The sequence below is a fragment of the Mangrovicoccus sp. HB161399 genome (assembly GCF_013184745.1).
Lineage (GTDB): Bacteria > Pseudomonadota > Alphaproteobacteria > Rhodobacterales > Rhodobacteraceae > Mangrovicoccus.
Genome location: NZ_JAATVU010000013.1, coordinates 1 through 19,351, shown reverse-complemented (window position 1 = coordinate 19,351; position 19,351 = coordinate 1). Strand labels below are relative to the sequence as shown.

Annotated in this window: 14 protein-coding genes, 1 tRNA gene and 2 pseudogenes; 8 read left to right on the top strand and 9 right to left on the bottom strand. The window is 69.0% G+C overall.

What is annotated here, in order from left to right; translation table 11 throughout:
* Positions 1 to 28: 28 nt before the first annotated feature.
* The 3 genes from HCC78_RS09465 to cobN are packed head-to-tail and all read left to right on the top strand — an operon-like array spanning position 29 to position 5,613.
* Positions 29 to 739, top strand: coding sequence for a precorrin-6A/cobalt-precorrin-6A reductase (locus HCC78_RS09465; protein ID WP_172328526.1), 711 nt, complete (start codon positions 29 to 31; stop codon positions 737 to 739).
* Between the two features lie 51 nt (positions 740 to 790).
* Positions 791 to 1,897 (top strand): cobalamin biosynthesis protein CobW, encoded by a 1,107-nt coding sequence (gene cobW / locus HCC78_RS09460; RefSeq protein ID WP_172328525.1) that lies wholly within the window; start codon positions 791 to 793, stop codon positions 1,895 to 1,897.
* The gene (cobN, locus tag HCC78_RS09455; protein WP_172328524.1) at positions 1,897 to 5,613 is read left to right on the top strand and encodes a cobaltochelatase subunit CobN; all 3,717 of its coding nucleotides are present in this window, start codon (positions 1,897 to 1,899) and stop codon (positions 5,611 to 5,613) included. Before cobW ends, cobN begins: the two co-directional genes overlap by 1 nt.
* A gap of 89 nt (positions 5,614 to 5,702) precedes the next feature.
* Here cobN and HCC78_RS09450 read toward each other — a convergent pair whose 3' ends face one another.
* The 6 genes from HCC78_RS09450 to HCC78_RS09425 form a co-directional block, all read right to left on the bottom strand.
* Entirely contained in the window at positions 5,703 to 6,122 is a 420-nt protein-coding gene (locus HCC78_RS09450; RefSeq protein ID WP_172328523.1) for a carboxymuconolactone decarboxylase family protein, read from the bottom strand.
* Positions 6,061 to 6,486: a MerR family transcriptional regulator gene (locus HCC78_RS09445; RefSeq protein ID WP_172328522.1), complete on the bottom strand. Its 426-nt coding sequence runs from the start codon at positions 6,484 to 6,486 to the stop codon at positions 6,061 to 6,063. The genes HCC78_RS09450 and HCC78_RS09445 overlap by 62 nt, the downstream gene beginning before the upstream one ends.
* Positions 6,487 to 6,572: 86 nt before the next feature.
* On the bottom strand, positions 6,573 to 7,337 hold the full coding sequence (locus tag HCC78_RS09440; protein WP_172328521.1) for an ABC transporter permease: 765 nt from the start codon (positions 7,335 to 7,337) through the stop codon (positions 6,573 to 6,575).
* Positions 7,334 to 8,116, bottom strand: coding sequence for an ABC transporter ATP-binding protein (locus tag HCC78_RS09435; protein ID WP_172328520.1), 783 nt, complete (start codon positions 8,114 to 8,116; stop codon positions 7,334 to 7,336). The genes HCC78_RS09440 and HCC78_RS09435 overlap by 4 nt, the downstream gene beginning before the upstream one ends.
* 74 nt (positions 8,117 to 8,190) lie before the next feature.
* Complete coding sequence (locus HCC78_RS09430) at positions 8,191 to 9,195, bottom strand: ABC transporter substrate-binding protein (protein WP_172328519.1); 1,005 nt, start codon at positions 9,193 to 9,195, stop codon at positions 8,191 to 8,193.
* Between the two features lie 125 nt (positions 9,196 to 9,320).
* On the bottom strand, positions 9,321 to 11,243 hold the full coding sequence (locus HCC78_RS09425) for a bifunctional 2',3'-cyclic-nucleotide 2'-phosphodiesterase/3'-nucleotidase (RefSeq protein ID WP_172328518.1): 1,923 nt from the start codon (positions 11,241 to 11,243) through the stop codon (positions 9,321 to 9,323).
* Between the two features lie 142 nt (positions 11,244 to 11,385).
* Between HCC78_RS09425 and nudC the strand changes: the two genes are divergently transcribed.
* Both nudC and HCC78_RS09415 read left to right on the top strand, forming a co-directional pair.
* Positions 11,386 to 12,372, top strand: a complete 987-nt coding sequence (nudC, locus tag HCC78_RS09420) for an NAD(+) diphosphatase (protein WP_172328517.1) — start codon at positions 11,386 to 11,388, stop codon at positions 12,370 to 12,372.
* Entirely contained in the window at positions 12,369 to 12,824 is a 456-nt protein-coding gene (locus tag HCC78_RS09415) for an SRPBCC family protein (protein ID WP_172328516.1), read from the top strand. Before nudC ends, HCC78_RS09415 begins: the two co-directional genes overlap by 4 nt.
* A gap of 459 nt (positions 12,825 to 13,283) precedes the next feature.
* Here HCC78_RS09415 and HCC78_RS09410 read toward each other — a convergent pair.
* Together HCC78_RS09410 and HCC78_RS09405 are read right to left on the bottom strand one after the other, a co-directional pair.
* Positions 13,284 to 14,345 (bottom strand): annotated as a pseudogene (locus tag HCC78_RS09410) (IS5 family transposase).
* A gap of 205 nt (positions 14,346 to 14,550) precedes the next feature.
* Positions 14,551 to 15,405 carry a prephenate dehydratase gene (locus HCC78_RS09405; RefSeq protein WP_172328515.1) on the bottom strand — a complete coding sequence of 285 codons (855 nt, stop codon included), beginning with the start codon at positions 15,403 to 15,405 and terminating at the stop codon, positions 14,551 to 14,553.
* A gap of 136 nt (positions 15,406 to 15,541) precedes the next feature.
* Here HCC78_RS09405 and HCC78_RS09400 point away from each other — a divergent pair, with 136 nt between their 5' ends.
* From HCC78_RS09400 to HCC78_RS09390, 3 genes are all read left to right on the top strand, one after another.
* Positions 15,542 to 16,057, top strand: a complete 516-nt coding sequence (locus HCC78_RS09400; protein ID WP_172328514.1) for a cytochrome c family protein — start codon at positions 15,542 to 15,544, stop codon at positions 16,055 to 16,057.
* Positions 16,058 to 16,419: 362 nt separating this feature from the next.
* Positions 16,420 to 17,805, top strand: coding sequence for a DegQ family serine endoprotease (locus HCC78_RS09395; protein WP_253949116.1), 1,386 nt, complete (start codon positions 16,420 to 16,422; stop codon positions 17,803 to 17,805).
* Positions 17,806 to 18,244: 439 nt separating this feature from the next.
* Positions 18,245 to 18,334 (top strand) — tRNA-Ser (locus tag HCC78_RS09390).
* Between the two features lie 864 nt (positions 18,335 to 19,198).
* Here HCC78_RS09390 and HCC78_RS09385 read toward each other — a convergent pair.
* A pseudogene (locus tag HCC78_RS09385) lies at positions 19,199 to 19,351 on the bottom strand (IS5/IS1182 family transposase); the annotation flags it as partial.

Here is a 19,351-nt window from a genome sequence, read left to right as displayed (position 1 = left end):
TCTCCCCGCGGGGAGAGGGGAGGGCCGCGTGCTGATCCTCGCCGGCACGACGGAGGCCCGCCTGCTGGCCGGGCTATGTGCCGATCGCGGCATCGATGCGGAGGTTTCGCTGGCCGGGCTGGTGCCGGGCACGGACTATCCGCTGCCAGTCCGCACGGGCGGTTTCGGCGGCGCCGAGGGGCTGGTGCGGTACCTGTCCGCGCGGGGCACCGCCGGGCTGGTCGATGCGACACATCCCTTTGCCGCTGCCATGCCGCGCCACGCGGCCCGTGCCGCGACGGCCGCTGACGTGCCGCATGCGATGCTGAAGCGGCCGCCCTGGCTGCCCGGTCCGGACGAGGACTGGCTGGAGCTTTCCGATCTGGCCGCGGCCGCCGCCGCGCTGCCTCCGGGCGCGCGGGCCTTCCTGGCGATCGGGGCGGGCTCGCTCGGTGCCTTCGCGGCGCGGCGCGACTGCCGACTGGTGCTGCGCCAGATGACCGCGCCGCGGGAGCTGCCTGCCCATGTCGAGGCGCTGGTCGCCCGGCCCGGGGATCGGGCCGCCGAACGCGCGCTGTTCCGCAGGCTCGGCATCACCCATCTGGTGGCGAAGAATTCCGGCGGACCGGCGCGGGCCAAGCTCGATGCCGCGCGCGATCTGGGGCTCCCGGTGCTGATGGTGGCACGCCCCGTGCTGCCGCCGGGGCGGCTCTTCGCGGCGCCCGGAGCGGTGCTGGACTGGATCGAAGGGCTTGCTTGACACGCCTCCCCCCAGCCCGGCAAATGCCCCGGACCTTAGAAGGAGACCCCCATGGCCCAGAAGATTCCCGCGACCGTCGTCACCGGCTTTCTCGGGGCCGGCAAGACCACGCTGATCCGCCATCTCATCGAGAATGCAGGCGGCAAGCGGATCGCGCTGGTGATCAACGAATTCGGCGATCTGGGCGTCGATGGCGGCATCCTGAAGGGCTGCGGCATCGAGGGCTGCGCCGAGGATGACGTGATCGAGCTGTCGAACGGCTGCATCTGCTGCACCGTGGCCGAGGATTTCGTCCCAGCCATCGAAGGCCTGCTGGCGCGCGAGCCCGCGCCCGACCATATCGTCATCGAGACCTCCGGCCTGGCGCTGCCGCAGCCGCTGGTCCGTGCCTTCCAGTGGCCCGCGATCCGCACCCGCGTCACCGTTGACGGCGTGGTGACCGTGGTCGACGGCCCGGCGCTGTCCGAGGGCCGTTTTGCCGCCGACGAGGCAGCCGTCGACCGCCAGCGCGCGCAGGACGAGGGGCTGGACCACGAGACGCCGCTTTCGGAGCTGTTCGCCGACCAGCTGGCCTGCGCTGACATGGTGCTGGTCAACAAGTCCGATCTGATGGACGATGCCGAGGCCGTGGTTGCCAGCGTCCATGACCGTGTCCGCAAGGGCGTGCAGGTGATCCCGACCCGCAAGGGCGCGGTGGATCCGGCGGTGCTTCTCGGCCTCGACATGGGGGCCGAGGACGACATGGAGGCGCGCCACGAGCTGCATCACCATCATCACCACCATGATGGCGATGACCATGATCACGGGGATCACGATCACGGCGATCACGATCACCACCACCATCACGACCATGGCCATGACGAGTTCGAGAGCTTCGTCGTCGAGCTGCCCGAGATTGCCGACGCGAAATCGCTGGAGGCCCGTGTCGCCGGTGCGATTGCGGCGCATGACCTGCTGCGCGTGAAGGGTTTCGCGGCAGTGAAGGCGAAGCCGATGCGTCTGGTGCTGCAGGCGGTCGGCCCGCGCATCGACACCCATTTCGACCGGCCCTTCGCGGCAGGCGAGGACCGTGCCACGCGGCTGGTGGTGATCGGCCTTTCCGGGCTCGACCGTGCCGCCATCTCGGCCAGCCTCGGCGCCGTGACCGAGCCTGCCTGATGCATCTGCTGGCCGCTACGCCCGGGGCCGTCAATGACGGCTCCGAACCCGTCGATCCGGGGCAGACCCCGGCGGACGTGATCTTCCTTTCGGCTGCCGACACGGAACTGGCCGCGCTCAGCGAGGCGCGGGGCCAGATGGCGGCGCCGCCGGGGCTGCGGCTGGCGAACATGGGCTGGCTGAGCCATCCCTTCACCGTCGACAAGTATATCGGCGACACCTGTTCGGGCGCGAAGCTGGTCGTGGCCCGCGTGCTGGGCGGGGCGGCCTATTTCCGCTACGCCGCCGAGCAGCTTTCGGCGCGGCTCGGCGAGGCCGGGATCGCGCTGGCGCTGCTGCCCGGCGACGACAAGCCGGACGAGGAGCTGTTCCAGCTCTCGACGGTGTCCCGCGAGGACTGGGAACAGCTCTGGGGCTACATGGTCGAGGGCGGTCCCGCGAACGCCGCGGGGTTCATCGAGCTCTGCGCCCACATGACCGGATCGGGCGAGCGGCCCGCGCCCGCCGCGCCCCTTCTGCGTGCGGGGTTCTACTGGCCGGGCTCCGGAATTGCCGATGCGTCCGAGGTGAAGCGCTATTGGGCCGAGGGCGCGCCCGTGGTGGCGCTGGTCTTCTACCGGGCGCTGGTCGCCGGGGCCGGGCTGCATCCGATCGGGCAGATCGTCAAGACGCTGCTGCGGCGCGGGCTGAACCCGCTGCCGGTCTTCGTAGCCTCGCTGAAGGACCCGGTCAGCATTGCCACGCTGGAGGGCATCTTCGCGGATGCCGCGCCGGACCTGATCCTGAACGCCACCTCCTTCGCCGTCTCCTCGCCCGATCCCGCCCGCTGGCAGGGCGAGCGGCCCGCGACCGTGCTCGACTCCACTGGCGCGCCGGTGCTGCAGGTGGTGCTCTCGGGGGCGTCCGGGCAGGCTTGGCTGGAGTCGGTCCGCGGGCTGTCCGCGCGCGACGTGGCGATGAACGTGGCGCTGCCCGAGGTCGACGGACGGGTCCTGACCCGCGCTGTCAGCTTCAAGGACGAGGCCTATTTCGACGAGGCCACCGAATGCATGATCGCCACCTATCGCGGGCTGATGGACCGCGTGGGCTTCGTGGTCGATCTGGCCGAGAACTGGATCCGGCTGCGCCGCGCCGCGCCGGGCGAGCGCAAGCTGGCGCTGGTGCTGGCGAACTATCCGAACAAGGACGGACGCCTGGCCAATGGCGTCGGGCTCGACACGCCCGCGGCCACGGCCGGGGTTCTGGAGGCGCTGGCGGCTGCCGGATATGGCGTGAAGGACGCCCCGCGCGACGGTGCGGCTCTGATGCAGCAGGTCCTGGCGGGGCCGACGAACTGGCTGGCCGACCGGGCGGAGCGGCAGGGCGGCGTGCGGCTGCCGGTCGAGACCTACCGCGCCTGGTATGACGAGCTGCCTTGGGAGTCGAAGCTGAAGATCGAGGAGCGCTGGGGCGCGCCGGAGGCCGATCCCTTCGTCGAGGACGGCGCCTTCGCGCTGTCCATCCTCGAATACGGCAATGTCGTGGTCGGCGTGCAGCCCGCGCGCGGCTACAACATCGACCCCGAGGACACCTATCACGCGCCGGATCTGGTGCCGCCGCATGGCTACCTCGCCTTCTACCTCTGGCTGCGCGGGCCGTTCGGCGCCCATGCGATCGTACACATGGGCAAGCACGGCAATCTCGAATGGCTGCCGGGCAAGGCGCTGGCGCTCAGCTCGGAATGCTTCCCCGAGGTGGCGCTCGGTCCGGTGCCGCACGTCTATCCCTTCATCGTCAACGATCCCGGCGAGGGCACGCAGGCCAAGCGCCGCGCCTCCGCCGTGATCATCGACCACCTGACGCCGCCGCTGACCCGCGCCGAGACCTACGGGCCGCTGCGCGAGCTGGAGGCGCTGGTCGACGAGTACTACCAGGCGGCGGGCGTCGATGCGCGCCGCATCGGCCATCTGCGCGGCGAGATCCTGTCGATGATGTCGGTGACCGGTCTGGATGAGGATGCAGGGCTGGGCGGGCTGGACGACGATGCGCGGCTGCAGCGGCTCGACGCCTATCTCTGCGAGCTGAAGGAAAGCCAGATCCGCGATGGCCTGCATATCTTCGGCGCCTCGCCCGACGGGCGGCTGGCCCGCGATCTGGTGGTGGCGCTGGCCCGCGTGCCGCGCGGCGACGGGCAGGGGCGCAATGCCTCGCTGCACCGCGCGCTGGCCGCCGATCTGGGGCTTGGCTTCGACCCGCTCGATTGCGACATGGGCAGCGCATGGACCGGGCCGCGTCCCGATCTTCTGGCGGGTGATGACGCGTGGCGGACGGCGGGCGACACGGTGGAGCGGCTCGAAGCGCTTGCCGCGCGGCTGGCCGAGGGCGAGGCTGCACCGGGTCCGGCCTCCGCCGCCGTGATGGCGGAAGTCGCTGAGCGCATCCGGCCGGCGGTCGAGGCCTCCGGCGCCGCCGAGATGGCGGGTCTGCTGACCGCGCTCGACGGCCGCTTCGTGGCGCCGGGCCCCTCGGGCGCGCCGACGCGCGGACGGCTCGACGTGCTGCCGACGGGCCGGAACTTCTTCTCGGTCGACAGCCGAGCGCTGCCGACGCGCACCGCCTGGACGCTGGGCTGGAAATCCGCATCGCTCCTGATCGACGACTATCTGCAGCGCGAGGGTGACTGGCCGAAGGCGATGGCGATCACCGCCTGGGGCACGTCGAACATGCGCACCGGCGGCGACGACCTCGCGCAGGCGCTGGCGCTGATGGGGGTGAAACCCGTCTGGGACGACATGTCGGGCCGCGTCACCGGCTTCGAGATCATCCCGCTTTCGGCGCTGGGGCGGCCGCGCGTGGATGTCACCCTGCGCGTCTCGGGCTTCTTCCGCGATGCCTTCCCGGCGCAGATCGACCTGATCGACAGCGCGGCCCGCGCCGTGATGGCGCTGGACGAGCCGGAGCACGAGAATCCCGCCGCCGCGCGCTTCCGTGCCGAGGCGGCGGAGCTGGGCGAGACCCGCGCGGGGTTCCGCGTCTTCGGCTCGAAGCCCGGCGCCTACGGGGCGGGGCTTCAGGCGATGATCGACGAGCGGCTCTGGGACCGGCGGGACGATCTGGCGGCGAGCTATCTCGACTGGGGCGGTTATGCCTATGGCGGCAAGGCCGAGGGCGAGGCCGCGCGGGACGATTTCGCGCATCGTCTGGGACAGGTCGAGGCGGTGGTTCAGAACCAGGACAACCGCGAGCACGACCTTCTGGACTCGGACGACTACTACCAGTTCGAGGGCGGCATGGCGGCGACGGTGGAGGCGCTGCGCGGCAAGGCGCCGGTCAGCTACCATCCCGACCATTCCCGCCCCGAGACGCCGCGGATCCGGACTCTCGACGAGGAGATCGCCCGCGTGGTGCGCTCGCGCGCGGCGAACCCGAAATGGATCGAGGGGGTGATGCGCCACGGCTTCAAGGGCGCCTTCGAGATGGCGGCGACGGTCGACTACCTCTTCGCCTTCGCGGCGACGACCGGCGCGGTGAAGGGCCACCATTTCGACCTGGTCTTCGAGGCCTATCTGGGCGACGAGACGGTGCGGGACTTCATAGAGTCGGCGAACGCACCTGCGCTGCGCGAGATGGCGGAGCGCTTTGCCGAGGCGATGGAGCGGGGCATGTGGATGCCGCGGTCGAACTCGGCGCGCGGCATCATCGAGCGGCTGCGGGGCGCGGTGCCTGTCCAGGGCTGAGCAAGGCGCGGCCTCCGCCGCGCCCCGCATGTCCGCAAAAGCGGCGGCGCTCCGGCGTGCCCGGGATCGCCGGACGCCGTGCCCGGGCCTCAGGCCAGATCCGCAACCGCGTCCGGCGCCTTTTCGGCAAAGACCTCCTTTGCCGCCGCGAGGCCGTTTAGCGCCGCCGGAAAGCCGGCATAGACCGCCATCTGAATCAGGATCTCGGTGATCTCCTCCTGTGACAGGCCGACATTCAGGCCGGCTTCGATATGCACCCTGAGCTGCGGTGCAGCCGTTCCCATCGCCGCCAGCGCCGCAATCGTGGCGATCTCGCGGTCGCGCAGGGACAGGCCGGGGCGGCTGTAGATGTCGCCGAAGGGGAATTCGAACAGGTAGGTGGCGAAATCCGGCGCGATGCCTGCCAGGCTGTCGATCACGTTGCGGCCGGCCTGGCCGTCGATCGCGTCAAGCGCGCGGCGTCCGCGCTCCAGCCGGCTCTCCGTCGTCAGGGGATGGGGATTGTTCATCGGGATGCGTCCTTTTCTCCGCTTCGGCATAGCCGCCGATCTTGGTGTCGAGGACGAGAAGGCAGGCCTGCAGATCGGCCAGATGCGTCCGGACCCGGTCGCGATGCGCCTCCAGCAGGGCGCGCCGCTCGGGGCCGGTCGAACTGCCTGCCGCGCGCAGCCTGGCATAGCGCAGCATTTCGCGGATCGGCATTCCGGTGGTCTTCAGCCGGTCCAGGAACGCGATCCAGGCGAGGATGGACTCGTCGTAGTCGCGCCGTCCGCCTGCATCGCGGTCAGCGAAGGGCAGGAGGCCGATCCGCTCGTAGTAGCGGATGGTATGGGCCGAAAGTCCGGTGCGTTTGGCAAGTTCGCCGATCTTCATCGCAAGTCGCTTCTCATCAAGACGCGTCCGACCCTAGGGGTTCGAGCGCGCTCCAAGTCAAGCGGCTTTTCGGGGTACCTCCGGCGTCATCCCGGCGCCCGTTCCGCCCAGCCCGCGAAGACCTTCTCCAGCGCCACCACGATATAGTAGAGCACGATCCCCAGGAAGGCCAAGGCGATCAGCACCGCGAACATCAGCGGATAATCCGCGCTGATCTTGCCGCTATCGAACAGCGCGCCGAGGCCGCGGCCGTGGGGGGAGACGATCTCCATCAGGTTCGTGCCGATGAACGCCAGCGTCACCGCCACCTTCAGCGCGCCGAAGAACTCGGGCAGGGTCTTCGGCAGGGCGATCTTCCAGAACACCGTCAACTGCGACGCGCCAAGGGAGCGCAGGATGTCGCGGTATTCGGGTTCCAGCGTCGAGAGGCCGATCGAGACCGAGACCGCGATCGGGAAGAAGGAGATCATGAAGGCGATCATGATCGTGTTGAAATCATGCTCTCCCACGAAGATCAGCGCCATGATCGGCACCACGGTGGCCTTCGGGATGGCGTTGAAGCCGACGAGCAGGGGATAGAGGCCCTCGCGCGCGATGCGGGAAAAGCCCATGACCATGCCGATCCCGGTGCCGACGATGACGGCCAAGAGCAGCCCCGCGACGGTGCGCCAGAGCGTCTGCCAGCCGTTTTCGAGGAACAGCCAGCGGTATTTCCAGAACGCGGGCCAGAGGTCGGAGGGCGAGGCCATCTTGTAGTCCGGCCAGCCCTTGGCCCAGACCAGCCACTCCCAGAGCAGCAGGAAGATCACGATGGCCGCGAGGGGCACGAGGATCTTGCGCAGGACAGTCATGCCGCGGTCCTCCCCTGGGCGATCTGGATCTGGTGGCGCAGGGTTGCGAGCATTTCGACCGCCTGCGGGGTGTAGAGCACGTCGAGATCGCGGTCCTTCGGCAGGTGGCTTTCCATCCGGTACTGGACGCGGGCGGGGCGGGCGGACATGACGACGATCTCGTCGGCGAGGAAGACGCTCTCGCGCAGGTCATGGGTGATGAGGACGGCGGTGAAGTTCTCCTCCTCGCGGAGCCGGTGCATGGTCTGCCACAGATCCTCTCGGGTGAAGGCGTCGAGCGCGCCGAAGGGCTCGTCGAGGATCAGGACCTGCGGCCGGTGGACCAGCGCGCGGCAGAGCGAGGCGCGCTGGCGCATGCCCCCCGACAGCTCGGAGGGACGCTTGTCCTCGAAATCGGCGAGGCCGACCAGGGCCAGAAGCTCGCGGGCGCGGGCCACGCGGTCCGCCTTGGTCAGCTTGTTGGGAACGATTTCGAGCGGGAGCAGCACGTTCGACAGGATCGAGCGCCATTCCAGCAGGACCGGGTTCTGGAAGGCCATGCCGACGGTGGAGCGCGGCGACTTCACCATCTGCCCGCCGAGCCAGACCTGGCCCTCGTCGGGGCGCATCAGCCCGGCGATCAGCTTGGTCAGCGTGGACTTGCCGCAGCCCGAGGGGCCGACGAAGGCGGTGAAGCTGCCCGGCGGCATCTTGACGTCGAGATGGCTCAGGACGGGAAGCGGTCCGCTGTCGGTGCGGTAGGCATGGGTGACGGCGCGGAGCTCGATCTCGGCGGACATGGGGCGTGCCTCTCACGAAGAGGCCCCGGGGCGGGCCCGGGGCACGACAGGTCTGTTTGCGGTGGGGGCGGCGCTCAGTCCAGCGCGAAGCCGCCTTCGGGCAGGTATTCGCCGGTGAAGTACATGGCCGGGTCCGCGTCGCCCTGGAACTCGTAGGTCTCGGCCAGCTGCTTCAGGCCGGCGGCGAAACGGTCCGGATCGACACCGCCCATGCCGTTTTCCTTCACCCATGGGGTCAGGACGTTGGCGTCGATCACCATCTGCAGGCGGCGCGTCTCCAGCTCGGCGTCGCCGGCCGGATTGCGCTCGATCACCATTGCGGCGCCGGCTGCCGGGTCGGCGATCGCGTCCTTCCAGCCCGCGGCGACGGCTGCGAGGAAGCCCTTGACCAGCCCGGGATTCGCGGCGGCGAAGTCGGTGTTGACGATGATGCCGTTGCCGTAGAGCGACAGCCCGTAATCCGCCATCAGGATGGTCGAGATGTCGTCCTCCGGCACGCCGAGGCGCGCGAGGTTCAGGTAGGAGGAGAAGTTGTAGCCGGTCACGGCGTCGACCTTGCCCTCGGCCAGCATCGGCTCGCGGGTCGGGAACCCGACCGGCTCCACCTTGATCTTCTCCATGTCGAGCCCGTTGGCAGTGGCGAAGGGGCCGAACTGCGCCCAGGCGCCGTCGGGCGGCGGTGCGCCCAGAACCTTGCCTTCCAGATCCTCGGGGGTCTCGACGCCCAGGCTCTTGCGGCCGATCACTGCGAAAGGCGGCTTGTCATAGGTCATCATGACCATGATCACCGGTGCGTCCGGGTTCTGGTCCTTGAACTTGATCAGGCTGTTGATGTCGGCGAAGCCGAACGGGTAGGCGCCGGTCGCCACCTTCGGGATGGCGTCGAGCGACCCCTGGCCCGCGACGACTTCGACCGACAGGTCAGCAGCGGCGAAATGGCCGTTGTCGATGGCGGCGAAATAGGGGGCGGCCGGACCCTCGAATTTCCAGTCCAGCGCAAGCTGCACCTGGGTTTCGGCCTGGGCGGCAAGCGCGCCGAGGCCGAAGGCGGCGGCTGTGGTCATGGCTCGCAGGAACATGATCGGACGTACCTCCCATCCGGAATGTGTTGGCTGCGCGGAGCCTGCCCGCGGCGGCCGGGCTTGTCAGCGGGGACAATCCTGCGGTGCGATCAAATACGGTTCGCCCCGCAGATTGTGCACAATCACCGGGCAGATTGCTTTTCCATGAGGCGGCCGGAAAAGCCCGTCCCGCGGCCCAGATCCAGCTCGAACAGCGCGAAGCCGTCCTCGCGGTCGCCCAGATCCGCCAGCCCGGCGCGCGCCAGTTCCTCGGGCGCGCCTCGGGCACGCGGCGAGGTCGCCAGCACCGCGCTGGCCCCGGGCACCGGAGCGAAGCTCCAGGGCGGATCGGCAAGCGGCCGGGCAGGGGCGGCGGCGAGGTGACGGGCGAGGATCTCGCGCACGGGAGTGGACGCCTCGGCGATCACGGCGCCCGGGCCGAGCCCGGGATAGTTGCCGCCGCCGCCGGTGCGGTAGTTGTTGGTGGCGACGACGAAGCGGTCGGCATCGGCGACCGGCCGGCCTGCGGCCCGGAGATCGCGGACCCGGCTGGCCCCGGGATCGGCCAGCGCGCCGGTTGCGGGGTCGTAGCGGGCCGGGGCGGACAGGTCGATCTGGTAGCTGGCGCCGAAGAGGGTGTCGAATTCGTAGCCCGGCTGGCCCTCTGCCACGAGCGTGCGCCGCCGCTCGCCGGGGGCGATCGCGGCGAAGATGCTGGCGGCGCGTTCCAGCCAGTCGCGCAGCATCGCGCCGGTGACCAGCGCGGCCGAGAGGCTGTTCGGATAGAGATAGAGATCGGTGACATGGCGCAGCGACAGCGGCCCGGCCGGCACGTCGGTGTAGAAATGCGGGCCAGCCTTGCCGCCGCACTTGAACGGCGAAACGGCCGAGAGCAGCGGCAGCCCGGCATGTCCGGTATCGCGGATCAGCTCGGCCAGGGCGGCGGCCTGGGCCTCGGCCACGGCCTGCTGCGCCGCATCGGGTCCGATCAGCGAGAAGAAGCTGTGCAGCCGCACCGGGCTCTGCCCGACCGGGCGGTCGAGCCAGGCCATGGCCGCGGCATGGGCGGCCTCGCTGGCGGCGACGATCTCGGGATCTTCCGGCACCGGCGCCCCGGACGCGTCGGCCACCGACATCAGCCGCGTCTCGGTCCCGGCGACCTGCCAGCGCGCGCCGTCATGCTCCAGATCGAGGTCGATCACGCCGAGATGCGAGCCCCAGAATCCCGGCTGGACCAGCGGCGTGCCGTGGACGCGGACGCCGCCCGCGGGCTGTCCGGGCGGCGGGAACAGGCAATGCGAATGCCCGGCGATGATCGCGTCGATGCCGTCGAGCCGCGCCAGCGCGGCGGCGGCCTGCTCCTGCCGGGGATCTTCGCTGTTCTCGCCCAGCCCGGAGTGGCTGAGCACCACGACGATGTCCGCGCCCGCCCGGCGGATCGCGGGCAGGTGGCCCTCGACCGCCTCGCGGATGCCGCGCAGGCTGACGCGTCCGTGCAGGATGCGGCGGTCCCAGTCCATGATCTGCGGCGGCACGACGCCGGTGACGCCGATCTTCAGGCGGTGCATCCGTCCGCTGCCATCCGCGATGTCGCGTTCCAGGATCGTCCAGGGCGGCAGCAGCGTCTCGTCCTCGGCCGGGGAAGTGCCGCGGCGGGTCAGCACGTTGGCGCAGACCAGCGGATAGGCGGCCTGGCCCGCGGCGCGCTGCAGGAAGGGCAGGCCGAAGTTGAAGTCGTGGTTGCCGGGCGTGGCCGCATCCACTCCCAGCCGGTTCAGCGCGTCGATCACCGGATGGGGCGCGTCCCCGCCCTCGCCGACCGCCGCCCAGTCGCCGAGCGCGGTGCCCTGCAGCGTGTCGCCGTTGTCGAAGAGCAGGCACGCCCGCCCGTCGGCGCGCGCCTCGCGCACCAGCGTGGCCACCCTTGTCAGCCCCGCGGCGGGCAGGCTGCGGCCGGTGTCGTAGTCATGCGCGCGCAGATGGGCATGCAGGTCGGAAATCCCCAGCAGCCGGAGCCCCAGGCGCGGGCGTCCGGCATTTCCGGGCGGAAGGTCTATCTGCGTCACGACGTCTCCTGCTGGCCTCGGGACAACTGCTATCAACAGCATCCGGTCCTTGTCCATGCGCTGCCATGAGGCAGGTCAATTGCGCGCTGCCGGGGCCTGTGTCATTCGGACGCCGGTGAAACCTCGCAAGGCGGCGGATAGCATGGCGCAGATGGACAGCTACAGTTTTCAGGGCAGCGATCTGGACCGTGCCGCGCACCTTCGCGCGGGCGCGGCTGAGCTGCTGGCCCGCTCCGATGCACGCATCCTGCCGGTCTGGCGCGGCAAGCTCCTGGTTTCGGGCGATCCGGCGGACCGGCTTGCCTGGCTGCCGCCCGGCCAGCCGGGGCTGGAGGGCACCGCGGCGGAGACGATCTTCCTCGGGCTCGAGGACGGCGCGCCCTGCTTCGCCTGCGACATCTCCGGCTGGGAGCCTGCCGGGCTCGACGGCGAGGAACTGGACCGCTTTGCCGATCTCTCCGAGCAGGTCCATCCCGACTTTCCGCCGGGCACCCGCTTTGCCGAGCTGCGTGCGGTGATGACCCGGCTGCCGCTGGTCGATGCCGAGGCCGCCGCAGTGGCCCGCGCGCTGACCCAGTGGCACGGCACGCATGGCTACTGCGCGAAATGCGGCGCGAAGACGGCGATGGCGCAGGGCGGCTGGCAGCGGCTCTGCCCGGCCTGCGGCGGCGAGCACTATCCGCGCACCGATCCGGTGGTGATCATGCTGGTCACCCATGGCAACCGCGTGCTGATGGGGCGCAACCCGCGCTGGCCGCAGGGGATGTATTCGCTGCTGGCCGGCTTCGTCGAGCCGGGCGAGGCCCCGGAGGCGGCGGTGCGCCGCGAAGTTCTGGAGGAGGCGGGCGTCCCGGTCGGGCGCGTGCGATACCTCGCCAGCCAGCCCTGGCCTTTCCCGACGCAGCTGATGACGGCCTGGGCCGGCGAGGCGCTGGATGACGGGATCACCGTCGATCCCGAGGAGCTGGAAGACGCCCGCTGGGTCAGCCGAGAGGAGCTGGCGCGGTCCTTCCGCGGCGAGCATCCCGAGATCACCCCCGCCCGGCACGGCGCCATCGCCCGCGCCGTGCTCGACCACTGGCTGGCCGACCGGCTCGGCAGCCTGTCCGCCGACGGAGACTGCCGATGAGACTGCACAGCCGCGAAACCTACGAGGTGCCGGCCGGGCAGGCCTTTGCCGCCCTGACCGATTACGAGGCGCTGACCGGCATCCTGAAGGGCCATGGCGTGCAGGTCGCCGAATTCGCCCCGGGCTGGCCGGACGGGACCGAGACGCGCTGGCGGCTCGGGGTCGGCGTCAAGGGCATGCATCGCGACGTGAAGCTGCATGTCTCCGAGGTGCGCCGGGGCGAGGGGCTGACGCTGGCCTACGAGTCGGACGGCATCTTCGGGGACGTGCGCATCGATATCGAGGCGGAGGGGCCGGAGAGCTGCGCGATCGCCTACGGGATCGGGGTCGAGGCGCGCGGCATCGCGGCCAAGCTGATGCTGCAGCCCCTGCGGATGGCGCAGGGCACGATGGAGCAGAAGCTGCACGGCCGCGTCGTGAATTTCACCCGCAGCAGGCTGGGCCTGCGCTGAGCGCAGCCCGGCAAGGCGCCCGGCCGCACCCTGCGGCGCCTGCCGGCCGGGACCCGTTCAGCGGCTGCTGCCGAGCGGGCCGTGCCTGAGCGCGTCACGGCTGCCCGGCGGCTGCAGCCATGGCAGGCGCCCGAACTTTGCGAAGCGGTTGGCTGCCTGCGGGGCCTTGTTCCGCGCCCCTTGCGCCGCGGCGGAGGCGACCGTGCGAGCGCGTGCTCCGCGGTGGGCTGGGGGATCCGGCGGCGTCCGGCCTCGGCAATGGCTGCCGCATGTTGCCCGGGACAGATGCTCCGGCCGGTCCGGCGCAATGGCTGCGCCTCCGCCCGTCGGGGGCTGGCCGCCAGCTTGCCGCGCGAGAGGTGCGCTGCCGCGTCCGCCTTCGGCCGCAGCTTGGGAGGTCTCTTGGGCGTTGTTGCAGAAGTCTGGGTTAGGACGTGATGCCCCTTTCCCCAGTTGAGGTCAGGCCACGCGTTCGATCTCGGCGGTGCCGAGGGCGTTGAAGCGGTTCATCAGGGCAACCCGGATGTGGATCTCGGCGGTCTGGCGATCGGGGTCCCTTGACGAGATCCGCTCGCCGAAGGACTTCAGGTTTCTCATCCGGGCTTCGATCCTGCTCCGGACATGGTAGCCGGACCACTTCTTCCAGAGTGAGCCGGAACCGTGGCGCCAGTGGCGCCGCGAAAGTCCGGCGAACGCGGCCGAGGCGCCTGGTCGCCCGCAGGATGTCGTTTCCGGCGATCGCTGCCGGGCAGTCCTCCTTCCAGAGGCGTCCGTTTCTGCGGATCGGAATGACCGCCGTGCCGCCGCGCGCCAGGACCGCCGAGTGTCACCGGCGGGTGTCGAAGGCTCCATCGCCGGTGACAGTGCCGATCTCCTCGCCGTCCGGGATCTGGTTGAGAAGCGCTGGCAGAACCGGGCTGTCGCCCTCGCGGCTGGAGGTGAACTCCACCGCCCGGATGTCGCCGGTCGCCGTGTCCATCGCCAGATGGGCCTTGCGGTACTGGCGGCGGCGGTGCGTGCCATGCTTTCTCGCCAGCCACTCATTCATCGGGCTTTCGCGGCGCCACTGGCGCCACGGTCCCTCTTCATTCGCCGAGAAACTTGATCCCGGTACTGTCCGCCAGCAGGTTCAGAGGGCTTGCCACCCGGCGAGACGAGAGCTGGACGGTGATTGTTCGACGGGCTTTCGCGGCCCCACAGGGGCCACTGTCCCGTCTCACTCTGTCGGCGGCTGAGCGTGGAGAAGTCCGGCACCGGCCAGTCCAGCCCTGCCATCTTGAGGATGCTGGAAACCATGCCCGTTGTTTGCCGGAGTGGCAGGCCGAACAGGACCTTCACCATCAAGTAGAACTGGATAGCCGCGGCGGAGAACACGGGTGGACGTCCGGGCTTGCCTGCCTTCGGCGCGAGCCAGGTCATGTCCTTGTCCAGCCAGACGAGCAGGGATCCGCGCCGCTTCAGCGCGTGGTTATAGGATTTCCAGTTCGTCGTACAGTAGCGGGCGGGTTCCGGCTTCGTCATGGAAGGCTCTTAACCCACCGGATTCACGCAGTGAATCCCGGAATCCGATGGGTTCTGCAACAACGCCGGTCGCTTGACTGCCTTCCGTCGCGCTGAAGGGCGGCGGGCTCCCCGGGCCTGCGGGGCAGGGCAGCGCTTGGCATCCGCGGAGCGAGGTCCGTCCGCGGACGCGCCGTCCGGACGGCGGCCGGAGCCGCCGCCTTGCCTATTCGGCGGCCAGGGCCGTGTCCTGTCGGCGGGGATCGGCGGGGTAGACCCCCATGATCTCCATCCGCGAGGTGAAGTAGCGCAGCTCCTCCAGCGCGCGGGCGACCGGCGCGTCCTCGGGATGGCCCTCGATCTCGGCGAAGAACTGCGTGGCGGTGAAGGAGCCGCCGACCATGTAGCTTTCGAGCTTGGTCATGTTGACGCCGTTGGTCGCGAAGCCGCCCATCGCCTTGTAGAGCGCGGCCGGGATGTTGCGCACCTGGAAGATGAACGAGGTCATCATGCCGTGCGTGCCGCGGCGCGAATGGTCCGGATGGTGGTCCATGACGAGGAAGCGCGTCGTGTTGTTCGACTGGTCCTCGATATGGCGCGCGATCACGTCGAGCCCGTAGATCTCGCCTGCCAGCTCCGAGGCCAGCGCCGCCACCGAGCTGTCGCCGAGCGCTGCCACGTCGCGTGCGGCGCCTGCATTGTCGGACCAGTTCTCGCCCTCGATGCCGTTGGCGCGCAGGAACTCGCTGCACTGGCCGAGCAGCACCGACATCGAGCGGGCCTTCTTCACGTCGCGCAGGGTCGCGCCCGGCATGGCCAGCAGGTTGATGTGGACCCGCACGAAGGCCTCGTCGACGATGTGCAGGCCCGAGCCCGGCAGCAGGCGGTGGATGTCCGCGACCCGTCCGTAGGTCGTGTTCTCGATCGGGATCAGCGCCAGGTCCGCCTTGCCGTCGGCCATCGCGTCGAAGACGTCCTCGAAGGTCCGGCAGGGCAGCACCTCGTAGTCGGGCCGCGCTTCGCGGCAGGCCTGGTGGGAGTAGGCCCCCGGCTCTCCCTGGAACGCAATGTACTTTACCATGCCTTCACTCCTTCTGTAGTCTCGTGCGCAAGGAGGATCGCAGATATGCGATTTGCGCGTTTCGTCGCGGCTCTACACCTTGATGTGAGCCAACGGAACCCGCTACATACGGCCATCGAAACCCAGGGGTAGCGAAATGTTTGACACGATGACGTTCACCAAGGTTGCCGCGGGGCTTTGCGGGACCTTTCTGGTGTTCCTGCTCGGCGGCTGGGCCGGTGAACTGCTCTACTCGACCGGCGGAGGCCACGGCGAAGGGCACGACCAGGCCTATGTGATCGAGACCGGCGGCGGCGGCGAGTCCGCGGAACCCGAGGTTCAGGTCGATTTCGCGACCCTGGTGGCGGAGGCCGATCCGTCCAAGGGCGAGAAGGTCTTCGGCAAGTGCAAGGCCTGCCACAAGCTCGACGGCACCAACGGCACCGGTCCGCACCTGGACGGCGTGGTGGGCCGCGCCATCGGTTCGGTCGACGGCTTCGCCTATTCCGACGCAGTCGCGGGCCATGGCGGCGACTGGACCCCGGAAAACCTGGACCACTGGCTGGCGAACCCCAAGGATTTCATCTCGGGCAACAAGATGAGCTTTGCCGGCCTGAAGAAGGTCGAGGACCGTGCCGACCTGGTGGCCTACCTGCAGACCACCGGCCAGTGATCTGACTGCTTGTCCTGCGAATCCGGGGCGGCCGAAAGGCCGCCCTTTTGCGTTCCGGCGGAGTCCCGGCCGGGCGGCACGCAGGGATTGACGCAGGGAAAAGCGCTTCGCGCCCAGATTGCGGACCCGGCTCCCGGGTTTTTCGCAGGGAAGTGATAACCCCGTTACGGTTATGTTTTCGGCAGGCCCTTGCCCATCACGTGCCCTTTCGCGCTATCATGTCGGCATTCGCGGCGGATCCCGCGGCCCCGCGGCCGCACAGGCACAATCTCAAGGAGGCGCTTTTGAGCACCCAACTCTCCACGTGGACACGCCAGCCCGGACGGGCCGTCTGGGCCCTCGCCCTCGGCCTCGCCCTGGTCATGGGAGCCCCGCAGCCGGGCCAGGCCCGCAGCGCGCCCGACTCCTTCGCCGACCTCGCCGACCATGTCAGCGACGCGGTCGTGAACATCACCACAACCACCGTCATTGCCGAACAGCCGAACAACGGCCCCGGCAATCTCTTCCCCGAGGGCTCGCCCTTCGAGGAGTTCTTCCGCGAGTTCAACAACCCGCAGCAGCGCCAGCAGCGGCAGCGCCGCGGCCAGGCGCTGGGATCGGGCTTCGTGATCTCGCCGGACGGCTACATCGTCACCAACAACCACGTCATCGAAAGTGCCGACGAGATCTCGATCGAGTTCTTCTCCGGCAAGACGCTCGATGCCGAAGTCGTCGGCACCGACCCCAAGACCGACATCGCGCTCCTCAAGGTCAAGTCCGACGAGGACCTGCCCTTCGTGAAGTTCGGCGACAGCGACGCAATGCGCGTCGGCGACTGGGTCATGGCCATGGGCAACCCACTGGGGCAGGGCTTCTCGGTCTCTGCCGGCATCGTCTCGGCCAAGGCCCGGGCGCTGCAGGGCTCCTATGACGATTTCATCCAGACCGACGCCGCCATCAACCGCGGCAACTCGGGCGGCCCGCTCTTCGACATGGAAGGCGACGTGATCGGCGTCAACACGGCGATCCTCTCGCCGAACGGCGGCTCGATCGGCATCGGCTTCGCGATGTCCTCGAACGTGGTCTCCCGCGTGGTGGACCAGCTGCGCGAATACGGCGAGACCCGCCGCGGCTGGCTGGGCGTGCGCATCCAGGATGTCGATGACCAGCTGGCGGATGCGCTCGGCCTGGCGTCGGCAGAGGGCGCGCTGGTGACCGACGTTCCGGAAGGTCCGGCGATGGATGCCGGCATGGAGTCGGGCGATGTCATCACCAAGTTCGACGGCCGCGACGTGACCGACACCCGCAGCCTGGTCCGCCAGGTCGGCGACACCACCGTCGGCAAGACCGTGCCCGTCACGGTGATCCGCAACGGCAAGGAGGTCGCGCTGGACGTGACGCTCGGCCGCCGCGAGACCGCCGAGGCCGTGCCCGCGGCAATGACGACGGAAGAGGCCGCGCCTGCCGAGGGCGAGATCATGGGCATGACCCTGGCCAATCTCAATGACCAGATCCGCCAGGAGCTGGGACTTAAGGTCGGCGACAAGGGCATCGTGGTCACCGATATCGACGAGGCAAGCGATGCCTTTGCGAAGGGGCTGCGGGTCGGCGACCTGATCACCGAGGCCGGCCAGAAGGCGGTTGCCGACATCGGCGGGCTGGAGGACCAGATCGCCGAGGCCAAGGATGCAGGGCGCAAGTCGCTGCTGCTGCTTGTGCGCCGCAACGACCAGCCGCGCTTCGTGGCGCTGTCGATCGAACAGGACTGACCGTTCCCCCGCGCGAATGGATCGAGGGCCGCCCCGCAAGGAGGCGGCCCTTTCCCTGTCCTGCTCCGGCCGCTGCCAGTGCAGCGGCCGTCCGTGTTGCCGGGGGGCGGGCCGGGACGGGCGGGATGGGCACGGGTGCGATGGGTGCGGCGCAGACGCATTTGCGAGGACGGCCAGGCGGGCGCGCCATGGCCGGGGCAGGACCTCTTGCCGGTCACGGCTAGGCTCGGTGCCGTGCGGCGTTGGCCTGGGGAGGCCATGGGGGGCGGCGGCTGGCGGGTGGTGTCTGTCCGGATCCCGCGGCGCTTCCCGGCAAAAGGTTGGGAAAACATAAATATATCAATGAATTTACGCAGGATTCCGGTGCCGCAAGGGCAGGGTGAATTCTCTCGCATTTTCACCTTGTACTTCGCAACCATGCCCGGCTATACGGGTCAGCGGAGACGTGGCCGAGTGGTCGAAGGCGCTCCCCTGCTAAGGGAGTAGGCGGGAAACCGTCTCGTGGGTTCGAATCCCATCGTCTCCGCCACCTATCCTTGAGATCATTGTGAAATTTTTGGATGGGGGCGGCTTACCCGCCATTCAGCCCGCCAACTGAAAAACGCTTGAAAGCAACGCGGTGCGACATGCTGCCCTCCCGAAGGCACCGCGCCCGGAAACCGGCAGAAGCGGCCGCTCGCGCCGATCTTGGGTCGGACGAGGCCGACCTAGCTGGGCCATGCCAGTCCGGCCGCTCATCGTTGCCGCCCCTGCTGGCGAAGAGCGCAGGAAGCGGTCCTTGGTAAACCGGCCCAGCCAGCGCCAGGGCCGAGCGGTCGCTCCCTAGACCGGCCATTCAGAGTCCAGCTACGCCGCGCTGCAGCCTTCTCCGGAGCAGCCGCTCAACCCGCTCCGCAGCAATCTCGGCGTGCTGGCCGACGGAGGGCGCACTTAAGCAGACGATCGTTGCGAGCCGTTTTCCTAATGCACAGGGTAGTTTCGCGGGGATAAGAACAATCTTAGGTTGATCCGCATCAATGCAATTCTTGCTAGAGGGCGAAGACTGCTCTCTGAGTGACAAGTTCGGGCCAAGCAGCGCGATGTTCAATTTCCGTAAGAAAAGGAGCGCGCTGAACTAAGTAGGTATTCAAAAAATGTCAGGAGGAGAAAAACCATGCCCCAAGGACAACAGACTGATAATTTTGAGTTTCTGTTCAGCTTTGATCCAGAGGAAGTTGTAGGAGCTGACATTTATGACGGCGATATCCTACTTGAAGCCTACGCGCCGACTCCTGCAGGCGGTGGGACTGTTGTCGGGATGCAAAGCAATGGCAACGGAAATTACGACCTAATCAGCATGGCACTGTTGCGCAAATCAGCTGATGACCGCAGTCCCCCCTTTCCCCGGACACACCTATCCTGCGGCCACGGTCATCGGGATGCCGAGCGCCGTGAAGCGGTTCAGCACAGCCACCCGGATCTGGACCTCGGCCACCTGGCGGTCGAAGTCCCGCGACATCAGCCGCTGGCCGAGCTGCTTCACGCAGTTCATTTTCGTCTCCACCCT

What these genes read in the sequence shown, in the direction of transcription:
- cobW (WP_172328525.1), top strand. Translation starts at nt 791, where the DNA reads ATGGCCCAGAAGATTCCCGCGACCGTCGTCACCGGCTTTCTCGGGGCC.
- HCC78_RS09435 (WP_172328520.1), bottom strand. Translation starts at nt 8,116, where the DNA reads ATGTCCGCCGAGATCGAGCTCCGCGCCGTCACCCATGCCTACCGCACC.
- HCC78_RS09395 (WP_253949116.1), top strand. Translation starts at nt 16,420, where the DNA reads ATGGGAGCCCCGCAGCCGGGCCAGGCCCGCAGCGCGCCCGACTCCTTC.
- HCC78_RS09450 (WP_172328523.1), bottom strand. Translation starts at nt 6,122, where the DNA reads ATGAACAATCCCCATCCCCTGACGACGGAGAGCCGGCTGGAGCGCGGA.
- cobN (WP_172328524.1), top strand. Translation starts at nt 1,897, where the DNA reads ATGCATCTGCTGGCCGCTACGCCCGGGGCCGTCAATGACGGCTCCGAA.
- HCC78_RS09400 (WP_172328514.1), top strand. Translation starts at nt 15,542, where the DNA reads ATGTTTGACACGATGACGTTCACCAAGGTTGCCGCGGGGCTTTGCGGG.
- HCC78_RS09445 (WP_172328522.1), bottom strand. Translation starts at nt 6,486, where the DNA reads ATGAAGATCGGCGAACTTGCCAAACGCACCGGACTTTCGGCCCATACC.
- HCC78_RS09405 (WP_172328515.1), bottom strand. Translation starts at nt 15,405, where the DNA reads ATGGTAAAGTACATTGCGTTCCAGGGAGAGCCGGGGGCCTACTCCCAC.
- HCC78_RS09430 (WP_172328519.1), bottom strand. Translation starts at nt 9,195, where the DNA reads ATGTTCCTGCGAGCCATGACCACAGCCGCCGCCTTCGGCCTCGGCGCG.
- HCC78_RS09415 (WP_172328516.1), top strand. Translation starts at nt 12,369, where the DNA reads ATGAGACTGCACAGCCGCGAAACCTACGAGGTGCCGGCCGGGCAGGCC.
- HCC78_RS09440 (WP_172328521.1), bottom strand. Translation starts at nt 7,337, where the DNA reads ATGACTGTCCTGCGCAAGATCCTCGTGCCCCTCGCGGCCATCGTGATC.
- nudC (WP_172328517.1), top strand. Translation starts at nt 11,386, where the DNA reads ATGGCGCAGATGGACAGCTACAGTTTTCAGGGCAGCGATCTGGACCGT.